This is a genomic window from Ningiella algicola (genome assembly GCF_028401415.2).
Taxonomy (GTDB): Bacteria; Pseudomonadota; Gammaproteobacteria; order Enterobacterales; family Alteromonadaceae; genus Glaciecola.
In genome coordinates this window covers 727429-752671 of record NZ_CP171821.2, presented here as the reverse complement: position 1 = coordinate 752671, position 25243 = coordinate 727429, and the positions used below count along the sequence as shown (strand labels likewise).

Genomic DNA, 25243 nt, shown 5'->3' with positions numbered 1-25243 from the left:
GCTTAGATTAACTGCTTTTCTGAGCATGTAAATTAACGCGCTGAGTAAAACGCCATGCTTTACCGGTAAGCCTCTTTATATCGGTAATTTCGATGATAATATCAGCTTTGAATTGTTTTACTTGATGATACCAATTGCCTCACTCTATATAGACGAGTGTTGAGGTGTGCATATGGACGATAAGCAAGGGTTTGGTAAAGACGAGCATCATTTATCAAGACAAGGAAGTGATCGGCTAATAGGCGGCTTAAACAGGGTTATTGAGCATTCAATTCGGGTTCTCGCCGTTTTAATGGTGCTAGTAATTATTCTATGCATCGCAGATGTGTTCTTTGTGTTATATGAAAAGCTCAGTACGCCGCCATTGTTTGTTCTTGAATTTGGCGACATTTTTACTGTATTTGCATCCTTTCTTGCTGTGCTTATTGCGATTGAAATCTTCGCCAATATCACACTCTACCTTAGAGATGACGTTATTCATATTCGCTTGGTCATCGCAACTGCGCTTATGGCAATAGCACGCAAAGTGATCGTCTTAGATTTTACGACCTTGACAGCAGATTATGTGTATGGAATTGCGGGTATCATACTCGCTTTGGGCATTACTTACTTTCTAGTCGCCAGCAAGGCGCGAACGTGAGCATGAGCACTCAATGTTAGATATCATCCATCAGTCTTCCTTTTTTGAAATTACCGCACTTTTGGTGCTGGCGACGCTTATTGGCCTGCTTGGCACATATTTACGCCAACCGCTTATTGTCTGCTTTATTATTGTTGGACTGTTGGCCGGCCCATCTGTTTTAGACATTGTTCACTCTAGAGATAAAATTGAATTACTGTCGGAACTGGGTATTGCCATTTTGCTTTTTTTGGTAGGAATTAAACTAGATGTAACGTTGATTCGTTCCATTGGGCCGGTGTCATTATTGACGGGTCTCGGACAAGTCTTTTTCACCTCATTAATTGGTTACTTTATTGGCATAGCCTTAGGTTTTGATAGCACAACGAGTATATATGTTGCAGTTGCTTTAACGTTTTCGTCCACCATTATTATCGTTAAGCTATTATCTGATAAACGCGAAATTGACGCCTTGCATGGGCAAATTGCCCTAGGTTTTTTGATTGTGCAAGACCTTGTGGTTGTGTTTTCGATGATTGTGTTAGCTGCCATTGGTATGGGTAGCGGTCAGCAAGATGAGCCAGGCGACGTAGTTCTCAAAGTGGCGATGTCTGGCGTGTTATTGCTTGGTTTTGTCGTATTGTTTATCAAGTATTTGGCAAACCCGCTGACCGTAAAACTGGCTAAAACCCCAGAGTTACTTGTGGTGTTTGCTTTGGCGCTTGCTACCTTGTTCGCAACCATTGGTAAATTGGTCGGGCTCGGTATGGAATTAGGTGGCCTACTTGCCGGAATAGCGGTGGCCTCAACTCCCGTCAAAGAAAGCATATCGTCTAGACTTGCGCCCTTACGAGATTTTCTACTTTTATTTTTCTTTATCGCGCTGGGTGCCACGCTTGATTTAAGCACGCTTGGCAACTATTTGTTTGAAGCAGTCATATTCTCATTGTTTGTGTTAGTGGGAAACCCACTCATCGTACTTGCGATTATGGGTGCTCTGGGTTACCGAAAACGTACTGGGTTCTTGGCTGGCTTGACCGTTGCACAAATCAGTGAGTTTTCGTTAATTTTTATTGCGATGGCTGTGAGCTTAGGACACATTCAGTCCGATATTTTAGGTTTAGTCACACTCGTTGGGATTATCACCATCGCATCATCAACCTATATGATTACTTATTCTCATACGCTCTTTAGGTGGTGTGAACCGGCGCTTGGATTGTTTGAAAAACAAACGAGCTCTAGGGAATCTGCTGCATCGCTAGCGACAAAAAAACAGTATGACGTGATTGTTTTCGGCTTGGGGCGCTTTGGTACTTCTATCGCTAAGCACTTACAAAAAGCCGGTTTTGCAGTGCTCGCGGTCGATTTTAATCCCGATGTCCATGAGCAGGCCAAGGCGATAGGTGTTCACAGTATTTATGGTGATGTCACTGACGCTGAGTTTGTTGCAGAATTACCCCTTCAAGGTACACAATGGATTGTTGTAACCATCCCAACGCATCATCTTGGTTTGGTCATTGAGGATACACGCAAAACTATTTTTGAACTGAGTAAGGCTACAGGCTATAGCGGGCGCCTGGCAATCGTTTCTCATTCTCAACATGAAACAGATAAGCTAAAGCAAGCGGGTATAGACTTGGTATTACAGCCCTATAGTGATGCTTCGATGCGCGCAACGGAGCTTTTACTGCAAGGCTTGGCGATGAAAACGTCACAGCAGAGATAGTGAGAATAATATGAACTTGTTTACAAAAGCGTTATTTGTGGTAGGTAGCGATGGCAATATTGCCCAACAGGCACTCAATCATGCAATCCGCTTTTGTAGTGATAATGGCGTGACTCTAAATATCCTTTGTGTAGCACCAGATCTTGCTCCACTTCATTTTAGTAACGCCACGGAACTTCTCGATAAATTATTAGAGGCTCGCAAAGCGCATACTCACGCGAAGATTAGTACGCAAATTGAACAAAAGTGTCCAAGCTTCGACGGTGAAATTTTCATTAAACACGGAAAAACGCTTCTAGAAGTGTTAAGGCAGGTAGCGTTTTGTCACTACGATTTGGTGATTAAGGAGGTTGAAAACCCACATTGGATAAATTCGATTTTTGGTAGTGACGATTTACACTTGATAAGAAAATGTCCGTGTGCAACGTGGTTGATTCAGCCCAATGCGCCGGTGCAGTATGAGAGAGTTGGCTTAGCGCTCGATTTTTCAGGCGAAGCTGTGGAGGAGGCGCTTAATCTGTCGCTCGCCCAGCATGCCTTGAATATGGCTTATGCTAGCGATGAACCTATCCATTTGATTAGTGCTTATGATGCAGGTATTGCCCATTCCGTTAGCGATTGGGCCGATAATGCCGAAGCATTTGAGCAACATTATCTTGAGGATGAATACAAGCGAAGGCGCTTTTCCAGTGATTACTTAATTCAGCAGGTAGGTGCAAATACCAAGCGCCTAGAGATCCAAACATTCATTATCAAAGGCGAAGCAAGCACAGTGGTGCCCATGCATGTGCTTTCAAAAGAGATTGATTTACTCGTCATGGGGTCAGTGGGCCGAGCTGGAATACTCGGGCTGCTTATTGGCAATACTGCCGAATCAATATTGGCGCAAATCAACTGCTCTTTACTAACACTGAAACCCGAGGGCTTTCGCTGCCCTATAAAGCTTTAAAGTAATTAAGCCCAACTCGGGTGCTGCTTAGCTGCGTGTTTGGTGGGCTTTGTTGCCGCCATTTTGGTGAGCTATCGCTTCTTTGCCTAAGTGCTCAGCACGTCTATGCCAAAGTACTCTAAACCGTCGACAAGTGCGATAAGGGGCAAGCCAATCAATGCATTGTGATCGCGTCCATTGAAGCTTTCAAATAAGGCAACACCTAAACCTTCAGATTTAAAACTGCCTGCACAATCTAATACGTCTTCGTTGTCCACATAGGTGGATAGTTGTGCCCTGTCCAGCGCTCTAAACTTCACATCAAAGCTTTCTAGAGCAGACCATGTTTTACCCGATGCGCTATGCAACAGCTGTAAGCCAGTGTAAAAACGAACGGTTTTAGCACTGCAAAAGGAAAGTTGCTCAATTGCATTTTCCTTGGTGTGGGGTTTACCAAATATCCTGTCATCCTCACCTTGTTCATTGAGCGCGCAAGCAACTTGATCGCTGGCAATGATGATACTTTGTGAATAATGACATGCAAGGCTTTGCGCCTTTTCTAAGCTTAATCTTGCCGCTAACTCAGGGGCGCTTTCGTGTGCTTTTATCGATTCATCTATGTTGGGTGAATACTGCTTAAATGATAATTGGAGCTGCTTTAGCAGCTTGGCCCGATACACAGACGACGATGCAAGAATAAGTTCTGGTTTTTCGCCGCTCGACGCGGCATTGCCAAGTGTGGAATTCTTTGCCTTATTCATTTTATGACCTTAGCTATGGATAGAAATTGTGCAAAATCATGATAGCATTTCAGGGCTAGCATTAAACGGTGCAAGCTGTTGTTTTACATACTTAACCTCAACTCGGGATAAGCGATTGTGCAAATGTTTGTTTTAACGATGTATTTAATAAATTGTCACCAAGTAGTGATAAAAACGTGAAGTGCAAGGCGCAAAAGAGACGTAATAGTTATTCTATTGCTCGCTTTTGCAACGCAGTAATTCGCGTTTTTATCGCTGCTTGGCGCTGTCGCTTATTCCGAGTTGAGGTTACTTAAGTTTATTTCTAACATTCAGTGCTGCTAGCGTTGTGAAGTACAAGGCGCAAAGGTCACGTAATAGTTATTCTATTGCCGACTTTTGTAACGCAGTAATTCGCAATTCTAGCGGTACTGAGCGCCGTTTCTTAAACAGGATTCAGGTTATTTATTATCCATCGCTAGCAATACTCACTAATACCTGAAATTCTTTGACTACAGGGGTGTTTGTCTATATCATGCGCGCGCTATGACAAATGTGAAACTGCCAAAACGACTCGACCCAGTCAAAAGCGCACAAAAACGGTCTTCATACGAAGGGCTTTATGTGGCTGATGACATGAAAAGGTTAGCCGAATCGGTAGATTCAGTTTTATCTGATGTATCCGTGACTGTTGAGTTTTCAAAAGACGCGCAGAGTCTTACTTACTTTCAGGGGACGCTAGCAGTTCAGGTAAATTTAATTTGTCAGAGGTGTAACCAAGGGTATGCACATCATGTGGATACCTCCTTTTGTTTTTCGCCCGTGCAGGGGAGTGAACAAGCGGATATGTTACCCGACGCTTATGAACCGGTAGAGGTAGATGACCATGGAGAAGTCGATCTCTTCCAATTAGTTGAAGACGAAGCTATTCTTTCGTTACCGATTGTTGCACTTCATGCAGATGAAGACTGCGCTATCAATGCAAAAGATATGGTATTTGGTAAGATCGAACCGGAACCTGAGCGAGAAAACCCATTTGCGGTTTTAAAAGAGCTTAAGCGAGACTAGGAGTAACCTATGGCGGTACAAAAAAGCAAAAAGTCCAGAGCGAAGAGAGGCACACGCCGTGCTCACGACGCGTTAACAGCTGAAACAATGTCTGTTGATTCGACCTCTGGTGAAACCCATCGTCGTCACCACGTGACAGCTGATGGTTTTTACAAAGGTAAAAAAGTTATCGACATCTAAGGCTTAGGTCTTGTCAGCGATAACCATTGCGTTAGATATCATGGGGGGCGATCGCGGCCCCCATGTTTTTTTGCCTGCAATCATCCAATCCCTTTCTAAACATTCCGACCTTCGCTTTATTTTGTGCGGAGATGAAGGCGTTCTGCTTGACATAAACGATAAACTCCCGGCTCAACTTCGTTCAAGGGTCAGCACTCGTGCATGCAGTGAAGTCGTCGACATGCATACCAAACCCACAATCGCATTACGTAAGTTGAAAGATTCAAGTATGCGTGTCGCGCTAGATCTGGTGAAATCAAAAAAGGCAAATGCTTGCGTTAGCTGCGGCAATACGGGTGCATTAATGGCAATGGCTTACTATGTCTTAAAGACTATTTCAGGTATCTCAAGGCCAGCTTTAGTGTCGTCTTTACCAACGGCAACTCGCCAAAAGATTTTGCTGCTCGATTTGGGCGCATCCATTAATTATGACGCAGAAAATTTGCTTCAATATGCTGTGATGGGTTCAGTATTAATGCAGGAAGTTGAAGGCATTGACTCGCCACGAGTTGCGCTTTTGAATGTAGGTGAAGAGGACATTAAAGGCCATTCATCTATCAAGCACGCAGACTTGCTGATTAACCAATGTGAAAGTGTTAATTATAAGGGCTACATCGAAGGGGATACGATGTTTTCTGGCGATGTTGATGTGGTGGTAACCGACGGTTTTACCGGAAACATCGCGCTTAAGTCGAGTGAGGGGATCGCCAAATTGGTGGTCAACGAGATAAAGCTCATCACACAAGAAACTTGGTTTGCTCGTTTTATGAGCAAGCTTACCCTACCGTTGTTGAAATCATTGTATCAAAGAATGAACCCCGACCAGTACAACGGTGCGAGTCTGATAGGATTGCGCGGCACTGTGGTGAAAAGTCACGGAAATGCATCAAGCGAGGCGTGTTTTTATGCTATCGAACAAGCAATCGCTGAGGTCACGCAAGGTGTGCCAGAAAAAATAAGAACAAAAATAGAACACCAGTTAATGGAGCCCTAACACCATGTCCTCAAGTTCCGAATCATCTAGCACTGCCTCCCACGCGGTTGCTGCACAGCGAATTTATTCAAAAATCCAAGGTACAGGTAGCTATTTCCCCACGGAAGTACGAAGCAATGCTGACCTTGAAGTGATGGTTGAAACTTCAGATGAATGGATTACCGATCGCACCGGCATTAAGGAGCGACGTATTATCGGTGTTGATGAAACTGCAGCCACAATGGGCTATGAAGCATCTAAGCTTGCCCTTGAAGCTGCTCAGGTAGACGCTTCTGATATTGATATGATCGTCTGCGCGACCACAAGCGGGCGTTACGCGTTACCAAGCACCGCTTGTGAAATCGCGCGATACTTAGGTGTTGATAACATACCCGCGTTTGATGTTGCCGCTGCATGCGCCGGATACTGCTATGCGCTAAGCGTTGCAGATCAATATATAAAAGGCGGGATGGCAAAACGTATTTTAGTCGTGGGGAGTGATTGTTTGAGCAGAATGATAGACCCAGCTGATCGTAGCATGATTATTCTGTTCGGAGATGGTGCAGGCGCAACTATTATCGAGGCAAGCGAAAGTCCTGGTATCCTTTCTACCCACATCAATGCAGCTGGCTCATACGGAGACTTACTGCAAATTGGACATGTCCAACATGGCGATGAAGCCTCCGTCCATGAAAACTGGGGTTCGATGAAAGGCAATGAAGTATTTAAAGTGGCCGTCACTAAACTGAGCAAAATCGTTGAAGAAAGCCTCGCGGTTAATAACATGGAGAAATCGGATATTGACTGGCTTGTGCCTCATCAAGCTAATTTTAGAATTATTAAAGCGGTCGCGAAAAAGCTTGATATGTCGCTAGATCAAGTTGTTATCACCTTACAAAAATATGGTAATACCTCCGCTGCAACGGTGCCCACAGCGCTGGATGCAGCCATTAGAGACGGGCGTATACAGCGCGGTCAAACGCTTCTGCTTGAGGCATTTGGCGGCGGCTTCGCCTGGGCATCAGCACTAGTAAAATACTAAGGAATTGTTTATGAGTCGATTAGCTTGCGTCTTTCCGGGGCAGGGCTCTCAGTCAGTGGGTATGCTGGCTGACTTGGCCGAGAATTTTCCATCTGTTAAAACCACGTTTGAAGAGGCATCAGAAGCGCTTTCATATGATTTATGGGCACTTACCCAAAGTGACGATGTCGATAAATTAAATCAAACACACATTACACAACCAGCACTATTGACCGCCAGCATTGCTGCTTGGCGTGTGTTGACGTCTGAAAAAGAGCTTTCGGTAGAATATCTCGCCGGTCATAGTCTAGGTGAATACTCTGCGTTAGTGGCTGCACAGGTAGTGGAACTTAATAAAGCGGTAAAGCTCGTTGAAGCGCGTGGTAAGTTTATGCAAAGCGCTGTTCCTGCCGGAACTGGGGCGATGTATGCCATTATTGGTTTAGATGACGATATCATCTCACAAATATGCCAAGATACTGCCAGTGAAATGAATCAGGTGGTGGCGCCGGTTAATTTTAATTCGCCAGGTCAAATTGTGATTGCGGGCAACAAAGAGGCCACGCAAACGGCTGGAGAAGCATGTAAGGCGGCTGGTGCTAAGCGCGCATTGCCCTTGGCGGTAAGTGTACCGTCTCATTGTGCTTTGATGAAAAGTGCGGCTGATGAACTCGCTCAATTGCTTGACGATATGCCGTTTCAGACGCCTCAAATCAAGGTTGTGAACAATGTCGATGTCGCGGTTGAAAGTGGCGCAAATGAAATCAAGCACGCACTGGTCAAGCAGTTGTACAGTCCTGTTCGCTGGACTGAGACAGTGCAATACTTAGCGGAGCAAGGCGTTGACAGCATCATCGAGGTAGGGCCTGGCAAGGTTTTATCGGGTCTCAACAAACGCATCGACAAAAGCTTAGCGCTGTCGTCGTTTAATTCAAGTTCAGATTTGTAAGGAGCTATTGTGTTTGATTTAAGTGGAAAGGTTGCGCTAGTCACTGGCGCAAGCCGTGGTATTGGTAAAGCAATTGCGCAGCAGCTAATTGCTCAAGGTGCAACGGTTGTGGGTACAGCCACAAGCGAAAAGGGCGCTGACGCTATTTCTGCCTACATTGGCGATAATGGCAAAGGTATGCGATTAAATGTCACAGAAGACGATTCAATTAAGCAAGTGCTTGCAGATATTAACGAACAGTTTGGCGCGCCTGATATTCTTATCAACAACGCTGGCATTACTCGCGATAACTTGCTAATGCGCATGAAGGACGAAGAGTGGAATGACATTATGCAAACCAACCTTACGTCGGTTTTCAAGCTATCAAAAGCGGTCATGCGCGGCATGATGAAAAAGAAAAATGGCCGAATCGTTTCAGTTGGTTCAGTTGTTGGCTCTACGGGTAATTCTGGGCAGGCGAATTATGCTGCGGCAAAAGCCGCTGTGATTGGCTTTAGTAAATCAATGGCCAGAGAGATAGCTTCGCGCGGGATTACCGTAAATGTTGTATCGCCAGGTTTTATAGATACCGACATGACCAGAAGCCTTACCGACGAACAAAAACAAGCTATTTTTGCTGATATTCCAGCCAATCGCTTAGGTCAGCCTGCTGAAATTGCAGCCGCGGTTGGTTTTTTATGTAGTGATGCTGCGGCATATGTTACCGGTGAAACCATTCACGTGAATGGCGGTATGCATATGGCCTAGCGCCCAATTGCTGTTTGGTATTGGTATTTATTTATGAGTCATATTTGGCTGATTTTTTTCTAAATTGTGGTTTGACCACAGATTAATTGAATACTTAGACTTGCATGGTCTTTGTTAGGGCAATACACTAGCGAAGATAATTTAATAACAAGGTAAGCAAAGGAAACCTGTAATTATGAGTAACATCGAAGAACGCGTAAAAAAGATCATCGTAGAGCAGTTGGGTGTGAAAGAAGACGAAGTTAAATCCGAAGCGTCTTTTGTCGATGATTTAGGAGCAGATTCGTTGGACACCGTTGAGCTTGTGATGGCTCTAGAAGAAGAGTTCGACACAGAAATCCCTGACGAAGAAGCGGAAAAAATCACTACCGTTCAGTCAGCTGTTGATTACATTAACGCTAATAAAGACGCGTAATCAGTATCTACAGAAAACGGCTCTTTTTGAGCCGTTTTTTCGTTTCTATCGCTTCATAAATTGTGACTTCACCACTCTTTTTTATCTTTTACTTTGGTCTACCTTAGGAGTTTACTGTGTCTAAACGTCGTGTTGTTGTGACTGGTCTGGGTATGCTTTCACCTTTGGGTGCTAGCATTGATTCAACTTGGTCTAATATTCTCGCAGGTAAGAGCGGAATAGCCCCAATAACGCACTTTGATGCATCTGAGTTCAATACTCGCTTTGCTGGCGAAGTGAAAGACTTTGACGTGGAAACCTATATCCCTAAAAAAGAAACCAAAAAGATGGATCGCTTTATCCAATTGGGTATTGCGGCGGGTATGCAGGCGCTGAAAGACTCCGGCTTGGTTATTACGGAACAAAACGCTAAGCGAGTCGGCGTTACTATAGGATCGGGAATCGGTGGTTTAACGCTGATTGAAGAGAATCATAAAAAGCTCTTAAACAGTGGCGCAAAACGCGTTTCTCCCTTTTTTGTGCCTTCTACAATTACCAATATGATTTCCGGCTTTCTATCTATTATGGAAGGGCTCAAAGGCCCTAACCTCAATGTGGTGACAGCTTGTACAACAGGTGTTCATAACATTGGTGTGGCAGCGAGAACCATTGCTTATGGCGACGCTGACGCCATGCTCGCGGGCGGGGCGGAATCTAGTATTTCGCCTCTGGCAATAGCTGGTTTTGGTTCGGCCAGAGCATTATCAACCAATAATGATGCACCTGAAAAGGCCAGTCGTCCTTGGGATAAAGACCGAGATGGATTTGTGATGGGCGAAGGTGCGGGTGTTGTCATGCTTGAGGAGTATGATAGCGCGGTGGCGAGAGGCGCGCATATTTATGCAGAAGTAGTCGGTTTTGGTATGAGTGGAGATGCGCACCATATGACATCTCCCTCACCAGATGGTGAAGGCGCGGCAGACGCGATGAGCAATGCAATCAACGATTCAGGCATTGCGCCTGAGAAGATAGCGTATATAAACGCCCACGGTACATCCACTCCGGCAGGAGATGTGGTTGAAGTAAGTGCAATAAAGCGCGTTTTTGGTGAGCATGCACATTCACTCAAAGTGAGTTCCACCAAATCAATGGTTGGCCACTTGCTAGGGGCCGCAGGTTCAGTTGAGTCAATCTTTACAATACTTGCCTTACGAGACCAGATGGCGCCACCTACAATCAACTTGGATGAGCCTGGAGAGGGTTGCGACTTGGATTTTGTGGCGAATCAGGCCGCTAGCATACAAGGTGAATTTGCATTGTGTAATTCTTTTGGTTTTGGCGGTACAAATGGGTCTTTGCTGTTTAAAAAGCCGTAGTACATGAAAGAAACTGCGCGCGTATGACTAGCCAGATTCATGTTAACCCTCAGTTTATTGATAGTGCAGATCGAAGCGCGCAATATGGCGATGCGTCATTTACCAGCATGTATGTTGAAAACGGGCGAGTGGTCTTATTTGAGGCTCATATTCAACGTTTGCAAAATGCGTGTGAGCGCCTAAAGATTGGCTTTGCAGACTGGGATGCTCTGGTCACTAAAGTGACACAGACTGCCACTGACGTTTGTTCAAAGCAGTGTCCGTTTCATGTTATCAAGATCATTATATCTCGAGGCGCTGGTGGCCGAGGTTACCAAGTGCCAGAGCAAGAGCGACCCGTGTGCATCATCACTACGCATGCAACATCAAATATTCGAACTTTTAATAATATAGAACAAGTCAACATTAGCGCAATTACCTTGCCAGAGCACGACACGCTTGGCGGCTTAAAGCACAATAATCGATTAGCTCAAGTTACTGCGAAGCAAGAGCTGTCGGTCTTAGGGTGCGACGATTTGCTATTGTGTGATGCCCGTCAACAGGTTATCGAGGCTACCTCATCTAACATATTCTATCGCTTAGGCGGGGCGTGGTTTACACCTTCTTTGGCGAATGTTGGTGTAAGAGGCCTAATGCGAGATGCTTTGATGTCGTATTTGAATACCCAAAGCCAGGTGGAACGAAAGTTTTCAATCAATGTTGCCTCCCACCATGCATCCCAGTTCAAATATATAGATGCGCTACTGCTTACTAATGCCGTTAAAGGCGTAGTGCCAGTTTCATCTCTTTATATTGACAATAAAAAAGTCAATTTAGATACGCAGCTGCAAGATATCATCAACCCCTTTTTAGACACTTTATTGGAGCATGCTTAAATGCTTAAAAAGCTGATAGTATCGGCTTTACTGTTTGCTACGCTTATGTGCATTGCAGGTGCCGTTGTTTATTACAAAGCGACGCAAATTGGCGAGCTGCAAATAGATTTAAGAGAAGCGACGGTCATTCAAGTGAGAAAGGGGCATACTGCTTCCACAGTATGGCGCGAACTTCGAGAAAACAAGCTTTCAGCCAGAGAAGATTTTAGTGATATTCTCTTCAAAATATGGATTCGACTTAATCCGCAGTTCAATCAGGTGAAGATAGGTTATTATCGCTTTGACCTTGCATATTTGACAAAGACTCAGCAGCAGGAAGCGACGTCAATCAGTGTTTCCGATCTTTATCAGCGAATAGCAGATGGCCAGCAGACGCAATTTTCCTTGATGCTGGTAGAAGGACAAACTATACGCGAATGGTTGGAGGCATTAAGCCTTATTTCTAGCCTACAGCAAGACATTGCGCCAATTGAACAGGTGTATGAGCAGATCCATGCCGCACTGAATATCGATTTATCGCGTAGTTTTTGTCAAAACGAGCGTCGTTCTATCGAAGGATGCTTGCTAGCAGATACCTACTTTTATGAATATCAGGATTCGGCACTTTCAATTCTAACGAGAGCCTTTAAAGCCATGGATAGAGAGTTAGATATCGCCTGGAATGCTCGGTATCAAGATATTCCGATAGCGACGCCTTATGAAGCACTTATTCTTGCGTCAATTATTGAAAAAGAGACTGGGCTACCCGTTGAGCGTGGCGTCATTGCAGGCGTGTTTAGCAATAGGCTCGAGCTTGGCATGCGCCTGCAAACTGACCCCACCGTTATTTACGGTATTGGTGAAAGCTTTGATGGTGATATTACAAGAGCGCATTTAAGAGAGAAAACGGCGTATAATACGTATCGGATTGACGGCTTGCCGCCCACGCCAATTGCGATGGCTGGTAAACCGTCTTTATATGCAGCAGTGCAGCCTGAATTGACCGATTATTTGTACTTTGTTTCAAAAGGCGATGGAAGTCATCAGTTCTCTGAAACGCTTGAGGAGCATAATCAAGCCGTTGCTGAATATCAGTTGAATCAATAAGAGGTATTAGCGTGGCAGCATTTGTAGTGGTTGAAGGGCTTGAAGGCGCTGGAAAGAGTAGCGTTATTGATGCCCTAAAGCGCGTGCTTGATTCTCATTCCATAGCTGTTGAATTAACGCGTGAACCTGGCGGAACACCAATGGCAGAGGCTATTCGTGATTGTGTCAAACACGATTGGCAAGGAGAAAGGGTAACTCAGGAAACTGAATTGCTACTGATGTACGCTGCCCGGAGTCAGTTGGTAGAAAACGTGATTAAGCCTGCCCTAAATCAAGGGAGATGGGTACTTGGTGACCGACATGACTTATCATCTGTTGCCTATCAGGGAGGCGGTCGCGGCATTCCAATCGAGAGTCTTCGTACTCTTAGGCGCATGACCTTGGGTGATTTTGTGCCTGACTTCACCCTATATTTGGATATTGACCCTGTGTTGGGACTAGAGCGCGCGCGCACAAGAGGTGAGCTAGACCGGATTGAGCAGTCTGGTATAGCGTTTTTTCAGCGCGCACGCCAGTGTTATCAACGAATGATTGCTGATATGGAAAACGCCGTCAGTATCGATGCTTCTCAGGCAATTGACGTTGTACAAGAGCAAGCCGTGGCTGCCTTGGAGGCATTTATCACTACTCAAGGTGTTTCATGAGCACGCAAGATACTAATCACGATATGGACAAGGAAAAGCTATATCCTTGGCTCAAGCCACAGCTCGAGGATTTTGCTCAAAGGCTCAAAGACAATACTTTGCATCACGCCATACTCTGTGTGGATGAACCTAATGGGTCAGGAAATGCATTAGCGGTGGCGCTATCTAAAAAAGTATTGTGTTTAGGGACAGATAACAGTCAGGCTTGCAATAGATGTAAGTCATGCATGTTGTTTAATGCACAGTCTCACCCCGATTTTCATGAGGTAAGCACCGAAAAAACGCAGATAGGCGTGGATGCAGTGCGCATTGCAATTGAGCAAGTCAATAAAACGGCGCAATTAGGGGGTAATAAAGTCGTTCTGATACAAGATATTGAGCGTATGAGTGAATCTGCGAGCAATGCCTTACTTAAAACACTAGAGGAGCCAACTGCGCATACCTTTTTGGTATTAAGCACGCATGCGGTTCAGTATATTCTCGCGACAATTTTAAGCCGATGTGAAAAAGTAAGGGTTACACGTCCAAGCTATGAGCAAAGCATTGATTATTTGCGTGAGATTGGCGTAGCGCCCTCACGCTTACCAACAAAAGATGAGTTGGCCGCGTATCAACATTCACCGATAAGTTTTTTAGCTGCTACAGACAAAAATGATGGCTCAAGCAATACCGCAGCCAATATGTCGTACGCAGCGTTCAAGCAAGATTTTTCTGAGTTATCTAGCGGCAGCTTAAGTGCAGAAGCCCTTGCTAGAAAATGGCAAGACAGCGCACAAGAGGCTGTTAATTGGACGTCTCAACTGGCTTTGCTGCGCTTGAGCCAAGCGCTTCAATCTACAATTGACCAAAATAGAGAAGTTGTGGGTACTAACTGGATGAGCCTCTATGATGAGGCAACTCGTGCAGGGAAAAAATTACGTCAAGCAGGCTTAAACAAGGTGCTGATTTTGTCTGCCTTGTTTTCAAAGGTGCCTTAACTTTTTCAATCAAGATTTTCATTTAGGATATATTTTGAGGATATGAATGTTTGTAGATTCTCATTGTCATTTAGATAGACTAAAACATGCAGATACTGAGCTTGAAAGCATTGTTGACGATGCTTTGGCGAATAAAGTTGAACATATGCTTTGTGTTTCTGTATCAGTAAAAGAATTTGAGGCGATGCGAGACAAAGTGGCGCATTTTCCAAACGTATCCATGAGCTGCGGAGTTCATCCACTGCACCAGGAAGATGCGTGCGACTATCAAACCTTACTTAGCCACGTGAAACGAGATGATGTTATCGCGGTTGGTGAGACTGGATTGGACTATTATTACAGCGCAGAAACCAAAGAGGTGCAGCTGCAGTCATTTGTTGACCACATTAAAGCTGCAAATGTGGTCGAGAAGCCCCTTATTATACATACACGCGCTGCTCAACAAGATACATTGAGCTTATTGAACGAGCACTACGATGTTAAAACAGGTGCAGTGTTGCATTGTTTCACCGAATCTTTGGAAATGGCTCAGGCGGCAATTGAATTAGGGATATACATATCTATATCGGGAATTGTCACATTCAATTCGGCGAAAGAGCTTCAAGACACGGTAAAACACATTCCATTAGACAAACTGTTGATTGAAACTGATTCACCTTGGTTAGCGCCCACGCCATATCGAGGCAAAGAAAATCAGCCAAAATATGTCAAAAGAGTGGGGGAGTTTGTGGCCGAGCTAAAAGGCATGAGCACAGATGAGCTTGCCCACGTAACCACTGAAAATTTCTACCGCTTATTCTCTCGCATTAATCGCACACCGATTGATTCTAGAGAAGCGTTCTTGCAGGAATACAGACGCTAGTGCATTACCCTTCATGGCGTCAACAACTGGTGAGAAGTTTGCATCTGCACCGAAGTAAGCCCGAGGCAAAGTATTTTCAAGTCGCATCGACCTCCCTTAAAGGTCTTCCTACACTTAGGACAATGGTGTTTCGACAGTTTATCGATGACACAAATTTACTCGCATCGGTCACTGACATGAGAAGCGATAAAGTCATGCACTGGCAGAACAACTATCATACACAATTGCACTGGTATTTCGCTAAAACCCGTGAGCAGTATCGAATTTCGTGCCATGTGTCTATGCTAGCTAAGCAAAACGGGGAAATTGTATTTATCAACGACTATAAACCGTCGTTCGATAAGAAGCCGAAGGCAGTATTGATGGAGCAGTGGCAAAATCTCTCACCAACCGCTCGTGGTGGTTTTTTTGTACCAGCACCAAAAAGTCTATACAAAGCCGACGACGCTGATTGCAGCGCTCTCACTACTATGGTGATAGAGGGTTCTGATAGCGAGACAAGCTTGAATAGCGAACATGCGCAGGACGGTCAAGAGCCTGATAGAAAAGCACATGCTACTTCGAAACAAATCGACGCAGATGCAAATTATATTAAACGTAATCCCAGTCCATATTTTGTTGCAGTGCTCTTTGAGCCCTACAAAGTTGATTATTTAGACTTAAAAACAAACCCTCACACAAGACAACTTCACTCACTAGGCGGTACCGAAGAGAATCCGCGACCATCAGAAAGTGTTTGGACCTGCGTACGCGTTCATGCTTGACGCCTTAAGCATTGAGATTTACCTGCTTTGATTAATTTAACATGCTTCTCGAGAGAACTGCATAGCTAAGCGAGCATGCACCAACTCTGTATTAGAAAACATTTGCAGCATTTTAATAATGCCTATTTGGCTAGAAGATAATTGGCAATCAAAGTAAATAACATCGCAATTCTCAGCTTTTAGAAGCTGCACGATAAGTTCGTACTGGCTAAATTTGTCGCTGTGTTTGATGTTGATTGCTCGTTCAGTTCCTTTTGATATTCTGACGCTTTGCGAGACATTCGCAATCCATCGCTTTTTATTAGACGAAGAGTTTAAATTGATATTACTGACGTTACTTCTTGGGATTTCGGTGAAATCATATTGATGATTAATCGTCTTTGTACGACGCCTGAGGTTTGCATGCGAAACCGACTGATTATCGAGGCCTTTGGCCGTCATCGTTGATGACTTGGTAAACGAGCTTTGTACCTTTGATAAGTTGGCTGAAGTATTTGTTAATCTATTGGCGATTTGTGAGTTCATGCGCTGCTCCTGAATAAGTACACAGTAATACTGTATGAATTAACAGTAATACTGTATAAATAAACATGCAAGCATTATTTGAATAAATTTTTAATCTTTTTTCTTCTGATGAGTAGCAAAAGAGTAGCAATGCTCAAGTAAATAGCGGGCTCATACCAGTTTGATTTAACTGACCATAGATAGTGAATACAGCCTGCAATCACAGCAATGTAAACGAAGTTATGAAGCTTTTGCCATTTGCTTCCCATTTTCTTTTTTATTTTTTCAAATGAGCTGGCGAGTAAAGCAATCAATATTAACGCAGCGAGAGCACCTACCGTTATATAAGGTCGTTCAATAATTTCACTCGCTATTAACAGCCACTCAAACTGAAGCTCATATGCAATAAAGACCCATACATGAAACAGCGCATACAACGCAGCGTATACGCCGAAGGTTTTTCGTATTCGCATAAGTTGTTGAAATTTCATCCATTGGGCTAAAGGAGAAATTAATAAACTAGCAAACAGTAAGTGTAGCGTGCCAATGCCAGAAAAATCTAACAGGTACTGGACGGGATCGCCTTCCAAATGGCCGCTTAGCGCCTGGTAATAGACTATTCCCAACCAAATGGCGCTAATCAGATGAATACTTACACGAAAGGCAAAAATAAATGCTTTGTTAACACGTAAGGGCTTTCGATTTGCAACGCCGATATGGCTTAATTTAGAAATACTTTTCATATTTGCTCAACCGAAGGCTGCTTGCTCGGGTACAGGTGCATCATCACCCTCATTTTATTTCGCCGCGTACTAATAATAACGGGTCAGATCCATGTTGCTATACATACTGGCAACCTCATCGTAACCATTGAACATTTGCGTATCGATGCGTTTGTGTGAGTTCAGGCCGCTTCCCATGATTCGACGCTCACGCGCTTGTGACCAGCGAGGGTGGTCAACATTGGGATTTACGTTGGCATAAAAACCATATTCATTTGCAGCGAGAATATTCCAAGTGGTAGGAGGCTCTTTTTCAGTCAATTCAATTTTGACTAATGACTTTATGCTCTTAAATCCATATTTCCAAGGCAACACCAAACGCACTGGCGCTCCATTTTGCGGTGGTAAGGTTTCGCCATACATGCCAACGCTGAGTAGGGTCAGCGGATGCATAGCCTCGTCTAATCGCAATCCTTCTACATAAGGATAGTCGATACCACCGCCTAAAAATCGACTATTTTGCCCAGGCATTTGTTCAGGCCTGTAAAGTGTCTGAAAGGACACGTATTTCGCACTGCCTAGCGGTTTCGCCTCTTTCAAAATATTAGACAGCTCAAAACCAATCCATGGAATGACCATCGACCACGCTTCAACACAGCGAAGTCGATAAATGCGCTCTTCAAGGGTGAAGCGTTTAAGCAAATCCTCATAGTTTAGCGTAATTGGATTTTCAACCAATCCACCAATCTCTAATAACCAAGGGTTAACAGTAAGCTCTTGCCCTTTTTCTTTCGGTGCACTTTTGCTGGTGCCAAATTCATAAAAATTGTTATAGCTGGTTGCCACACCTTGCTCTGTAAGCTTTTGTACAGGCTCGTTCAGCTTAATCGACGAGTTTTCAAAATCTAAAGGGGTGGTTTCAAACTGCACGCTGTCCTTTTTGCTAAACCACCCAAAAGGATTGGCTTGTGCGTTTGTAGAGAGTAAGGTACCTGCGCCAAGGAAACCGAGCTTTTTCAATATATCGCGACGTGAGTGATAAACATTTGGGTCAGTGACTTCGTTTTCACTGATACGATTATTGTTTGAAGATTTAATTAACAATTGACTACCTCTAATGCATTCACGCTTTGTTTCAACACAGACCGAGCTTTGCCGAAAAGAGTTTCAATTATTACCAATCTTTAATCAGCGATCGGTAATACGATGTGACTTTGGCAAAAACAAATTTGCATACACGCGATTGGCGTATTCGTCTGTCATACCAGATATGTAATCAGCAATGATGCGATAGCCTAAGATGTCACTGCTGGCGGATGCTTGCTGCCATCGTTGCGCGGTGTTTCTCGGCAACAAGCGCTGTGGTTCGCTGGCGAAGGCTTCAAATAAGGCCATTACAATCTGTTGACCTTTATACTCAAGCAACTGTATTTCAGGTTTTTTAATCACAAAACGAAACACAAAACCTTTAAATAACTGTAAACCTTTTTCAAAGGTTTGAGGAAGAATGGCACGGTGTTCTAACAAAGGCTCTTGAAATTGATTAAGGGCCTTTAGCTCTATCGCTGTGATGAAGCAGTTTACTAAGGCCCCAATAGCATTCTTTCGTAAATATGCCTTTGGGGAAAAAAGCTGCTTTTCTATGGAAAGTGCGTTTGGGGATAACCAAGGAATATCCATTTTGTCTAAAGCAGATGTTACTTCCTCATGAAAGATACTTTGGTTGACTAAACCCATCACAATTGCATCTTCAAGGTCGTGAATACCATAGGCAATATCATCCGCAAGCTCCATAATGGAACAGTCTACCGATTTATGCAGCGTTTTATGGTGAGTTGCATCATTGACAGAAAAAGACATATATGTGGCTTTGTCTTGAGCTGATAGTGCTTGTGTTACCCAGTCAAAGGCTTCAGTATCGCAATCGAAAAGGGCTTTCGGTGGATGCCATTGACTCGCTTTAACTTGTGAGAAGCGCTCGGACTTGTCAGGTTGATAATTAGGATTGCTTAATTGACTTAAAAAATTTGGATATTTCAATACACCAAGCAGCGTGCGTCGGGCCAAATTCATGCCGTCGTGCTCTGAATAGTTCTCAAGTTTGGTGAGAATACGAAAGGTTTGTCCATTACCTTCAAATCCACCATAGGTGCTCATCATGTAATGAAGCGCAATTTCTCCACCATGCCCGAAGGGTGGGTGGCCAATATCATGGGCAAGGCAGATGCTCTCAATGAGATGTTCATCTAAGGTCAATAATGCTGCCAGTTCAGGATATTTCTGACCTAATTGCGCCGTAATGCCCGTGCCAATTTGTGCAGCTTCCAACGAATGCGTAAGCCGCGTGCGGTAAAAGTCGCCAATTCCCACACCAACGACCTGCGTTTTTGCCTGTAAACGTCTGAAAGATGCACAGTGCATAATGCGTGCTTTATCTCGTTGAAATGGACTGCGATGATCGCCATCTCGACTGGCGTGTCTGATTTGTTTCCTTTCATTCCACTGCATTAAGCTTCACCCTATATTACACGCGATAAAAAATGTGTTATTTCATGCACTAAGTCTTTGAGAGCTCGTCCACATTCACAAAACACTTTGCTTCAAACATGCTGAAAAATAGCTCAATTTCGGGCATTTTTTCGGTGTAGTCATCCAGCATGCTTTTGAGGCGTGTTTTGACGTGAGAAAACTCATTGTTCTGAAAACTCAGCTCATCAGACGCTTTAAGATAGGCTGAAATCAAGTCTGCTGCTTTAACAATCTTTTTGTATTCGGGGTCCACATTTTTTTGTACCAAAAGAGACGAAAATTGCGCTTGAAGCTTCTCAGGCAGAGTATTTAGGCACTCTATTTCAGCCATTTCCTCGATTTTCTTAAACTCTCGAGTGAGGTCAGGGTTGTGATATTTGGTGACATGATTAATGTCTTGGAGCTTGGTTTCCGATACTTCATGGTAAAGCGCTACCGTGGCGGCTCGCTCGGGACTGATCGTTCCGCCAAAGTACTCGTTTCGAATACAGGCTAATAAGTGCGCGATGACCGCTACCTGATGACTATGCTCAGCAACGTTTTCACGTTTAACGGCATGCATCAGCGCCCAGCGCTTTATTAAAGGCATGCGCAAAATCCATGCTAAGAATGGGCTTGTCTTCATTAAACCGCCTTGATAGTGGGGGAAGTGATAGATGATGCGGCACTACTGTCGTATTTGTTAGCATTGTAGCGGTCAAAAAAGTCATGCATGCGATCCAAGGCTGGAAGCAATTCATCTTTATGCGGTAAAAAGACCAGTCTGAAATAGATGCCTTGATGCAAATTGAACGCGCTACCGTGGACTAATAAAATCTTTTTATCCTTTAATAATTCAAGAATAAGGTCTACGTCGCTACTTATATTAAAGCGCTTTTCATCAACTTTAGCGAAGCAATACATCGCGCCCATGGGTTTTACGCAGGACACGCCAGGCATTTCATTGAGTCGTTCATATGCCATGTTGCGTTGGGTTAACAAACGTCCATCTCCGCTAACGAGGTCGTGGATGCTTTGATATCCGCCAAGCGCGGTTTGAATAGCGTGCTGACTCGGGACATTTGAGCACATGCGCATGGAAGATAAAATCGTTAAGCCTTCAATATAGCTCGATGCCAGTTTTTTATTCCCACTTACTAGCAACCATCCCGCACGAAAGCCTGCTACTCGGTAATTTTTCGACAATCCACTGAAAGTCACACAAAATAAATCTGGCGCCAGCGAGGCAATACAGGTGTGCTTTGCTTCGTCGTATAAGACTTTGTCATAAATTTCGTCGCTGAAAATCACTAGCTGGTGCTCGCGCGCCAATGATACGATCTCCTGCAACAGCTCCTCACTGTACACTGCGCCCGTTGGATTATTAGGGTTGATCAGAACTATTGCTTTAGTCTTGCTATTAATTTTGCTTCGAATATCGTCAATATCTGGAAACCAAGCGGCTTGTTCATCGCATACATAATGCACGGCTGTACCAGAGGATAAATTCACTGCTGCGGTCCAAAGCGGATAATCAGGAGCGGGAATTAGCACTTCGTCGCCACTGTCTAACAAAGCCTGCATCGACATCGTAATAAGCTCACTTACCCCGTTTCCGATATACACATCTTCTATCGCAATGTTCTCAATGCCTTTTTGCTGGTAATACTGCATTACCGCAACGCGCGCACTGTATATGCCTTGGGCATCAGAATAACCTTGAGCAGTAGGCAATTGACGAATAACGTCTTTTAGGATGTCGTCTGGGGCGTCGAAACCAAATGGTGCGGGGTTACCGATATTAAGCTTTAAAATGCGTTCACCAGCCTCTTCCATTTTGTTGGCTTGAGCCAAAATGGGCCCTCGAATGTCATAACACACGTTTTTAAGTTTATTAGATTGGGTAATAGGGTGCATATTCTGTGTAAACGCTATAACAATGGTGTATTGAGCAAGGGTATAGGATCCGCAGAATAGTGTTAAGCCTTAATTGACATCTTTTGTCACACTTTGAAACAACATATATGGTGAACCTAAACTAATATGAAGTATCAAAACACACAATTCACTTCGATTTGGGGGATAATATTTGATGCCAGCTCCATTAATATGGTTGGGCGCTGCCGCACTATCAATTTACGCCGGAAACAAGCTCAACACTGCGCAATTGCGGCGTGACAAGATTGTTGGAAAGATGCCGGGAGATTGTAAACAGCGAGTGGAGCCAGTTAACGGCAGTATTGTCACTTGCGGTATATATGAAGTGCTCGACCATACCGGCATTTGGATTGATGGCAACATATACGAACTCAATGGAAATGGCTTAGTTCGCTGCATTAGTCCCTCACGCTTCGTCGATAAGCGTAGTGGAGAAAACATCTATGTTGCCTGCGATTTGTCTGGGAATGCGCTAGCACACATGGCGACTATTGAGCGCACAAGAGGGCAGTTGTACTCAATGTATGACTATCATTTGCTGAGACAAAACTGCCATAAATTTGTTGCAGAGATGGTTTCTGGCCAATCTCAAGACATAACCAGCTTCTCCGACCTGAATGCTTTCTTGAATGCCCATTTTGATACTGCAATAGACTGGCGCTTGATGTAAATCAAGCCAGCGCAATAAAAGCATGAACATATTTTGACCTCAATTGTAAAATTTCCTAGTATAAGAATTAACAGGTTTTTAAAAATCACAAAAATCAAAACGACCTGTTAGTTCTCGCACCCTAGCGCCTTAAAGTGTTAGTCATGAGTGTTTGTGCCTTAACAAATGAAAGGCGTTAAACAGTGCGAGCTAGCGATATACACGCCACAAGGGGTTTTTCATGCCAGAGTCAGCAGCTCAAACCGCATCTGAACGCGCAAGCGTTGATGCACAAAGTAACGAAGAAAATGCAATTGAGAAAAGCGGCATTGCTCGCGTTATTCCATGCAAAGAGCTGGATAAGTTCGCATGCTTCAGGTGGATCTCGCTTGCCGTCGATGATTTTAAAAAAGCAAAGCTTATTAGTTTTACCTATGGGCTGGTATTTACCTTGTTGCCCCTTATTATATATTCGCTGGTGTACGCAACAGAGTGGCATTTAGTGATTGCGCCAGCGATGGTGTGCTTTATGTTAATTGGGCCTTTTTTAGCAGCTGGTTTATACGACGTTGCATGGCAATTTGAGAAAAAACAAAAGCCCTCTCTTAGACATTCATTAAAAGCGATGTCTAGAAATGCGGTGAATGAGTGGGGATTCGGCCTGTTCCTTATGATTTTGATGATATTCTGGTTACGCGTAGCTTCGCTAATCCATGCCTTATATCCAGAATATCTTGAATTTACTTTTGCAAACGCATGGCCATTTTTAGCCTTGGGAACCATTGTAGGTGCTGGATTTACTGTGTTGGTTTTCTTCATCAGTGCGTTTACGCAGCCCATTCTTTTAGAGCGAAAAGTTGATTTAGCGACCGCAGTTTTAACCAGTATGAATGCAGTGTGGCGCAACAGACTTCCGATGTTTATTTGGGCCTGCGTTATTATGTTTTCGGTATTTTTAGGCTTTGTAACCTTCTTTGCGGCGTTTCTTGTAATTATGCCCTTACTCGGCTATGCGTCTTGGCATGCGTACATTGCCACGATCGAAACTAAACGAGAGCGCACATACGAATAAGGCGACACTTATATAAGCTAAAAAGCGCGCTTATTATGCAGTAAGCGCGCTTTTTTATAGGCTTAACTCGCTAAAATGTCTTTTACTCATCATCAAACTGGTTGGTTAGCCATATGGTCTGATAAGGTTCAAGCGTCATTTCCAACTCATCTTCAACAACACCTTGCTGTGATATTAAGTCTTTCCATTGGTCTGTCCCAATTAAATTAATATCAGATAAATAAAGCGCTTGGGGCACGTCGGTGATGTTTGATACACAAAAGATGCTTTGTTTTCTATCGATACTCTGTCGCCAAAAACCAAACAGCTCGTTACGCAGTTGCAGCGTAAACTGTGTTGCATTTGGATGAAAAGCGCGCTGAGCTCGACGAATGTGAAGCAATTGCGTGATTTGGGTGAGAATCTGATGGTGCAAAGAATGTACGTCATCAAGTTCGTCCACCAGCATTTGGTAGTCCCAACGATGGCGATTGATAGAGCGATTTTGGCCGGTGTTGAGTACCTTCTCTTCATCATTCGTCGTGCCGATAAGCGAATGCACGTACAAACCAGGCATTCCCTCGAGCGCAAACATAATCGCATGGGCGCATATGAATCGCTCGATTTGCCATTGATCTTCACCGTGAAGTGTACCTTTTAAGGCATCGATTAACGCAATATTGAGCTCGTAAGGTTTTTGCCGACCGTTATCTGCACTTCGCCAACTGACTCGACCGCCAAATTTCTGCATGCAGTTAACTAAATCATTGATTTCTTCATCACTTAACAAGCCCTCCGCAGGGCGCAAGCCAATGCCATCGTGAGACGCAATAAAGTTAAAATAAAACGTGCCATTTTGCGCAGGTGGCATGCTCATCAGCCAGCTTTTTAAATACTGACTTGAGCCACTAAGCAGTGTATTAACCAGAAGTGGAGGCAGTGAAAAGTTGTATATCGCGTGCGCTTCGTTTGCATTACCAAAATAGGTTAAGTTTTCTCTATTAGGAATATTGGTTTCAGTAATGATCATGGCGCCAGGCTTAGCATGCTCAATTAGTGTGCGAAGAAGGCGAACCGTTTCATGGGTTTGCAGTAAGTTAATACAGCTTGTACCGGCGATTTTCCATAAAAATGCAATGGCGTCAAAGCGGAAAATACGCGTGCCTTTATCAAGATAAAGTCGAATAATTTCAACGAAAGCAATCAATACTTCTGGGTTGCGAAAATCAAAATCAACTTGGTCATGAGAAAACGTACACCAAACATGTTCTATGCCCGTTGCAGTTGGAGTGTCTTTGAGCAATGGCGATGTTCTGGGCCTCACGACTTGGCTAATGTCATCACTCAAAGAAGCGGTAAAGAAAAAATCTTTGCCAGGGGATTTTTGTTCGATGAATTGCTGAAACCATGCGCTTCGAGCAGAACAGTGGTTGATGACCAAATCGACCATCAGGCCAAAGTCTTCAGATATCGCTTCAACATCGTCCCAGGTGCCTAAGGATTCATTCACGGTGGAGTAATCAATCACTGAAAATCCGTCGTCTGAGCTATAGGGAAAGAACGGTAGTATGTGAACGTTGTTTATCGCATGAATACAATAGCGGTTCAAAAATTGATGTAAGGTTTTAAGCGGGGCTCGCGTTGTGCCTCCAGATAGCTCCTGTGCAGGCTCATAAATGCTATCGCCATAGGTGATGAGCACTACGTCCGTTTCGTCCCATAGATTCACATGCGCTTCGATTTGCTTGATGTCTTCGCTTTGCGTAAGACGCATAGCGGTTAATAAACGCTCAGCAATCACCGGGAGAGCCTCATCTAACGCAATATCTGCATAGATGAAGGCGAGTTGATGAACCAGCTTATCTTTTAGCTGCTGTTTTACGTCATTTGCTATGCTTTGCAT

General features: G+C 44.0%; 27 protein-coding genes. 19 read left to right on the top strand and 8 right to left on the bottom strand.

All coding sequences use genetic code 11. The features are described from left to right. Positions 1–172 precede the first annotated feature (172 nt). Genes PN836_RS03375 through PN836_RS03365 form a run of 3 tightly spaced genes read left to right on the top strand, consistent with a single transcriptional unit; the run spans position 173 to position 3294 of the window. Positions 173–640: a phosphate-starvation-inducible PsiE family protein gene (locus PN836_RS03375; protein WP_395343485.1), complete on the top strand. Its 468-nt coding sequence runs from the start codon at positions 173–175 to the stop codon at positions 638–640. Between the two features lie 13 nt (positions 641–653). Continuing rightward, on the top strand, positions 654–2345 hold the full coding sequence (locus tag PN836_RS03370) for a cation:proton antiporter (protein ID WP_395343482.1): 1692 nt from the start codon (positions 654–656) through the stop codon (positions 2343–2345). 10 nt (positions 2346–2355) lie between these two features. Further along, a complete protein-coding gene (locus PN836_RS03365; protein ID WP_395343479.1) occupies positions 2356–3294 on the top strand; it encodes a universal stress protein in 939 nt (312 codons plus the stop codon). Between the two features lie 86 nt (positions 3295–3380). On the opposite strand, the gene PN836_RS03360 is transcribed toward PN836_RS03365, so the two are convergent. Further along, a complete protein-coding gene (locus tag PN836_RS03360; protein WP_395343476.1) occupies positions 3381–4034 on the bottom strand; it encodes a Maf family protein in 654 nt (217 codons plus the stop codon). A gap of 525 nt (positions 4035–4559) precedes the next feature. Here PN836_RS03360 and yceD point away from each other — a divergent pair. From yceD to PN836_RS03290, 14 genes are all read left to right on the top strand, one after another. Beyond that, the gene (yceD, locus tag PN836_RS03355) at positions 4560–5081 is read left to right on the top strand and encodes a 23S rRNA accumulation protein YceD (protein WP_395343473.1); all 522 of its coding nucleotides are present in this window, start codon (positions 4560–4562) and stop codon (positions 5079–5081) included. 9 nt (positions 5082–5090) lie between these two features. Continuing rightward, positions 5091–5261, top strand: a complete 171-nt coding sequence (rpmF, locus tag PN836_RS03350) for a 50S ribosomal protein L32 (RefSeq protein ID WP_395343470.1) — start codon at positions 5091–5093, stop codon at positions 5259–5261. 10 nt (positions 5262–5271) lie between these two features. Further along, positions 5272–6294 (top strand): phosphate acyltransferase PlsX, encoded by a 1023-nt coding sequence (gene plsX / locus PN836_RS03345; protein WP_395343467.1) that lies wholly within the window; start codon positions 5272–5274, stop codon positions 6292–6294. 61 nt (positions 6295–6355) lie between these two features. Then, positions 6356–7315 carry a beta-ketoacyl-ACP synthase III gene (locus PN836_RS03340; RefSeq protein ID WP_395345439.1) on the top strand — a complete coding sequence of 320 codons (960 nt, stop codon included), beginning with the start codon at positions 6356–6358 and terminating at the stop codon, positions 7313–7315. A gap of 10 nt (positions 7316–7325) precedes the next feature. Beyond that, complete coding sequence (fabD, locus tag PN836_RS03335) at positions 7326–8243, top strand: ACP S-malonyltransferase (protein WP_395343464.1); 918 nt, start codon at positions 7326–7328, stop codon at positions 8241–8243. 9 nt (positions 8244–8252) lie between these two features. Continuing rightward, on the top strand, positions 8253–8990 hold the full coding sequence (fabG, locus tag PN836_RS03330; RefSeq protein ID WP_395343462.1) for a 3-oxoacyl-ACP reductase FabG: 738 nt from the start codon (positions 8253–8255) through the stop codon (positions 8988–8990). A 175-nt stretch (positions 8991–9165) separates the two neighbouring features. Continuing rightward, positions 9166–9405, top strand: coding sequence for an acyl carrier protein (acpP, locus tag PN836_RS03325; protein WP_284216216.1), 240 nt, complete (start codon positions 9166–9168; stop codon positions 9403–9405). A gap of 116 nt (positions 9406–9521) precedes the next feature. Continuing rightward, positions 9522–10760: a beta-ketoacyl-ACP synthase II gene (gene fabF, locus PN836_RS03320; protein ID WP_395343458.1), complete on the top strand. Its 1239-nt coding sequence runs from the start codon at positions 9522–9524 to the stop codon at positions 10758–10760. 23 nt (positions 10761–10783) lie between these two features. Then, positions 10784–11635: an aminodeoxychorismate lyase gene (gene pabC / locus PN836_RS03315; RefSeq protein WP_395343456.1), complete on the top strand. Its 852-nt coding sequence runs from the start codon at positions 10784–10786 to the stop codon at positions 11633–11635. Continuing rightward, a complete protein-coding gene (gene mltG, locus PN836_RS03310; protein WP_395343453.1) occupies positions 11636–12721 on the top strand; it encodes an endolytic transglycosylase MltG in 1086 nt (361 codons plus the stop codon). A gap of 11 nt (positions 12722–12732) precedes the next feature. After that, entirely contained in the window at positions 12733–13365 is a 633-nt protein-coding gene (gene tmk / locus PN836_RS03305; protein ID WP_395343452.1) for a dTMP kinase, read from the top strand. Next, positions 13362–14342: a hypothetical protein gene (locus PN836_RS03300; RefSeq protein WP_395343449.1), complete on the top strand. Its 981-nt coding sequence runs from the start codon at positions 13362–13364 to the stop codon at positions 14340–14342. Before tmk ends, PN836_RS03300 begins: the two co-directional genes overlap by 4 nt. Positions 14343–14388: 46 nt before the next feature. Next, a complete protein-coding gene (locus tag PN836_RS03295) occupies positions 14389–15204 on the top strand; it encodes a TatD family hydrolase (RefSeq protein ID WP_395343448.1) in 816 nt (271 codons plus the stop codon). After that, the gene (locus tag PN836_RS03290; RefSeq protein ID WP_395343445.1) at positions 15204–15968 is read left to right on the top strand and encodes a hypothetical protein; all 765 of its coding nucleotides are present in this window, start codon (positions 15204–15206) and stop codon (positions 15966–15968) included. Before PN836_RS03295 ends, PN836_RS03290 begins: the two co-directional genes overlap by 1 nt. A gap of 36 nt (positions 15969–16004) precedes the next feature. Here the strand turns inward: PN836_RS03290 and PN836_RS03285 are convergent, their stop codons facing one another. The 6 genes from PN836_RS03285 to PN836_RS03260 all read right to left on the bottom strand — a co-directional run bounded on the left by PN836_RS03285 (position 16005) and on the right by PN836_RS03260 (position 21619). Then, positions 16005–16493, bottom strand: a complete 489-nt coding sequence (locus PN836_RS03285; RefSeq protein WP_395343443.1) for a hypothetical protein — start codon at positions 16491–16493, stop codon at positions 16005–16007. A gap of 74 nt (positions 16494–16567) precedes the next feature. After that, positions 16568–17215: a sulfite oxidase heme-binding subunit YedZ gene (locus PN836_RS03280; protein WP_395343440.1), complete on the bottom strand. Its 648-nt coding sequence runs from the start codon at positions 17213–17215 to the stop codon at positions 16568–16570. Between the two features lie 69 nt (positions 17216–17284). Continuing rightward, complete coding sequence (gene msrP, locus PN836_RS03275; protein ID WP_395343437.1) at positions 17285–18298, bottom strand: protein-methionine-sulfoxide reductase catalytic subunit MsrP; 1014 nt, start codon at positions 18296–18298, stop codon at positions 17285–17287. A gap of 84 nt (positions 18299–18382) precedes the next feature. After that, the gene (locus PN836_RS03270; RefSeq protein WP_395343435.1) at positions 18383–19702 is read right to left on the bottom strand and encodes an anti-phage deoxyguanosine triphosphatase; all 1320 of its coding nucleotides are present in this window, start codon (positions 19700–19702) and stop codon (positions 18383–18385) included. A gap of 49 nt (positions 19703–19751) precedes the next feature. Next, positions 19752–20348 (bottom strand): 5'-deoxynucleotidase, encoded by a 597-nt coding sequence (gene yfbR, locus PN836_RS03265; RefSeq protein ID WP_395343432.1) that lies wholly within the window; start codon positions 20346–20348, stop codon positions 19752–19754. After that, on the bottom strand, positions 20348–21619 hold the full coding sequence (locus PN836_RS03260) for a pyridoxal phosphate-dependent aminotransferase (RefSeq protein ID WP_395343429.1): 1272 nt from the start codon (positions 21617–21619) through the stop codon (positions 20348–20350). The genes yfbR and PN836_RS03260 overlap by 1 nt, the downstream gene beginning before the upstream one ends. A gap of 175 nt (positions 21620–21794) precedes the next feature. Here PN836_RS03260 and PN836_RS03255 point away from each other — a divergent pair, with 175 nt between their 5' ends. Beyond that, positions 21795–22310, top strand: a complete 516-nt coding sequence (locus PN836_RS03255; protein WP_395343426.1) for a hypothetical protein — start codon at positions 21795–21797, stop codon at positions 22308–22310. Positions 22311–22530: 220 nt separating this feature from the next. Then, positions 22531–23361 carry a DUF2189 domain-containing protein gene (locus PN836_RS03250; RefSeq protein ID WP_395343424.1) on the top strand — a complete coding sequence of 277 codons (831 nt, stop codon included), beginning with the start codon at positions 22531–22533 and terminating at the stop codon, positions 23359–23361. A gap of 82 nt (positions 23362–23443) precedes the next feature. On the opposite strand, the gene PN836_RS03245 is transcribed toward PN836_RS03250, so the two are convergent. Continuing rightward, complete coding sequence (locus PN836_RS03245; protein WP_395343421.1) at positions 23444–25243, bottom strand: sugar phosphorylase; 1800 nt, start codon at positions 25241–25243, stop codon at positions 23444–23446.

Excerpts from the sequence above, each read along its gene's own strand:
- PN836_RS03285 (WP_395343443.1), bottom strand. The coding sequence starts at position 16,493 with ATGAACTCACAAATCGCCAATAGATTAACAAATACTTCAGCCAACTTA.
- pabC (WP_395343456.1), top strand. The coding sequence starts at position 10,784 with ATGACTAGCCAGATTCATGTTAACCCTCAGTTTATTGATAGTGCAGAT.
- PN836_RS03280 (WP_395343440.1), bottom strand. The coding sequence starts at position 17,215 with ATGAAAAGTATTTCTAAATTAAGCCATATCGGCGTTGCAAATCGAAAG.
- PN836_RS03270 (WP_395343435.1), bottom strand. The coding sequence starts at position 19,702 with ATGCAGTGGAATGAAAGGAAACAAATCAGACACGCCAGTCGAGATGGC.
- PN836_RS03300 (WP_395343449.1), top strand. The coding sequence starts at position 13,362 with ATGAGCACGCAAGATACTAATCACGATATGGACAAGGAAAAGCTATAT.
- PN836_RS03260 (WP_395343429.1), bottom strand. The coding sequence starts at position 21,619 with ATGCACCCTATTACCCAATCTAATAAACTTAAAAACGTGTGTTATGAC.
- PN836_RS03365 (WP_395343479.1), top strand. The coding sequence starts at position 2,356 with ATGAACTTGTTTACAAAAGCGTTATTTGTGGTAGGTAGCGATGGCAAT.
- rpmF (WP_395343470.1), top strand. The coding sequence starts at position 5,091 with ATGGCGGTACAAAAAAGCAAAAAGTCCAGAGCGAAGAGAGGCACACGC.
- PN836_RS03375 (WP_395343485.1), top strand. The coding sequence starts at position 173 with ATGGACGATAAGCAAGGGTTTGGTAAAGACGAGCATCATTTATCAAGA.
- yceD (WP_395343473.1), top strand. The coding sequence starts at position 4,560 with ATGACAAATGTGAAACTGCCAAAACGACTCGACCCAGTCAAAAGCGCA.
- mltG (WP_395343453.1), top strand. The coding sequence starts at position 11,636 with ATGCTTAAAAAGCTGATAGTATCGGCTTTACTGTTTGCTACGCTTATG.
- PN836_RS03295 (WP_395343448.1), top strand. The coding sequence starts at position 14,389 with ATGTTTGTAGATTCTCATTGTCATTTAGATAGACTAAAACATGCAGAT.
- yfbR (WP_395343432.1), bottom strand. The coding sequence starts at position 20,348 with ATGAAGACAAGCCCATTCTTAGCATGGATTTTGCGCATGCCTTTAATA.
- PN836_RS03255 (WP_395343426.1), top strand. The coding sequence starts at position 21,795 with ATGCCAGCTCCATTAATATGGTTGGGCGCTGCCGCACTATCAATTTAC.
- PN836_RS03245 (WP_395343421.1), bottom strand. The coding sequence starts at position 25,243 with ATGCAAAGCATAGCAAATGACGTAAAACAGCAGCTAAAAGATAAGCTG.
- PN836_RS03250 (WP_395343424.1), top strand. The coding sequence starts at position 22,531 with ATGCCAGAGTCAGCAGCTCAAACCGCATCTGAACGCGCAAGCGTTGAT.
- acpP (WP_284216216.1), top strand. The coding sequence starts at position 9,166 with ATGAGTAACATCGAAGAACGCGTAAAAAAGATCATCGTAGAGCAGTTG.
- PN836_RS03370 (WP_395343482.1), top strand. The coding sequence starts at position 654 with ATGTTAGATATCATCCATCAGTCTTCCTTTTTTGAAATTACCGCACTT.
- fabD (WP_395343464.1), top strand. The coding sequence starts at position 7,326 with ATGAGTCGATTAGCTTGCGTCTTTCCGGGGCAGGGCTCTCAGTCAGTG.
- PN836_RS03360 (WP_395343476.1), bottom strand. The coding sequence starts at position 4,034 with ATGAATAAGGCAAAGAATTCCACACTTGGCAATGCCGCGTCGAGCGGC.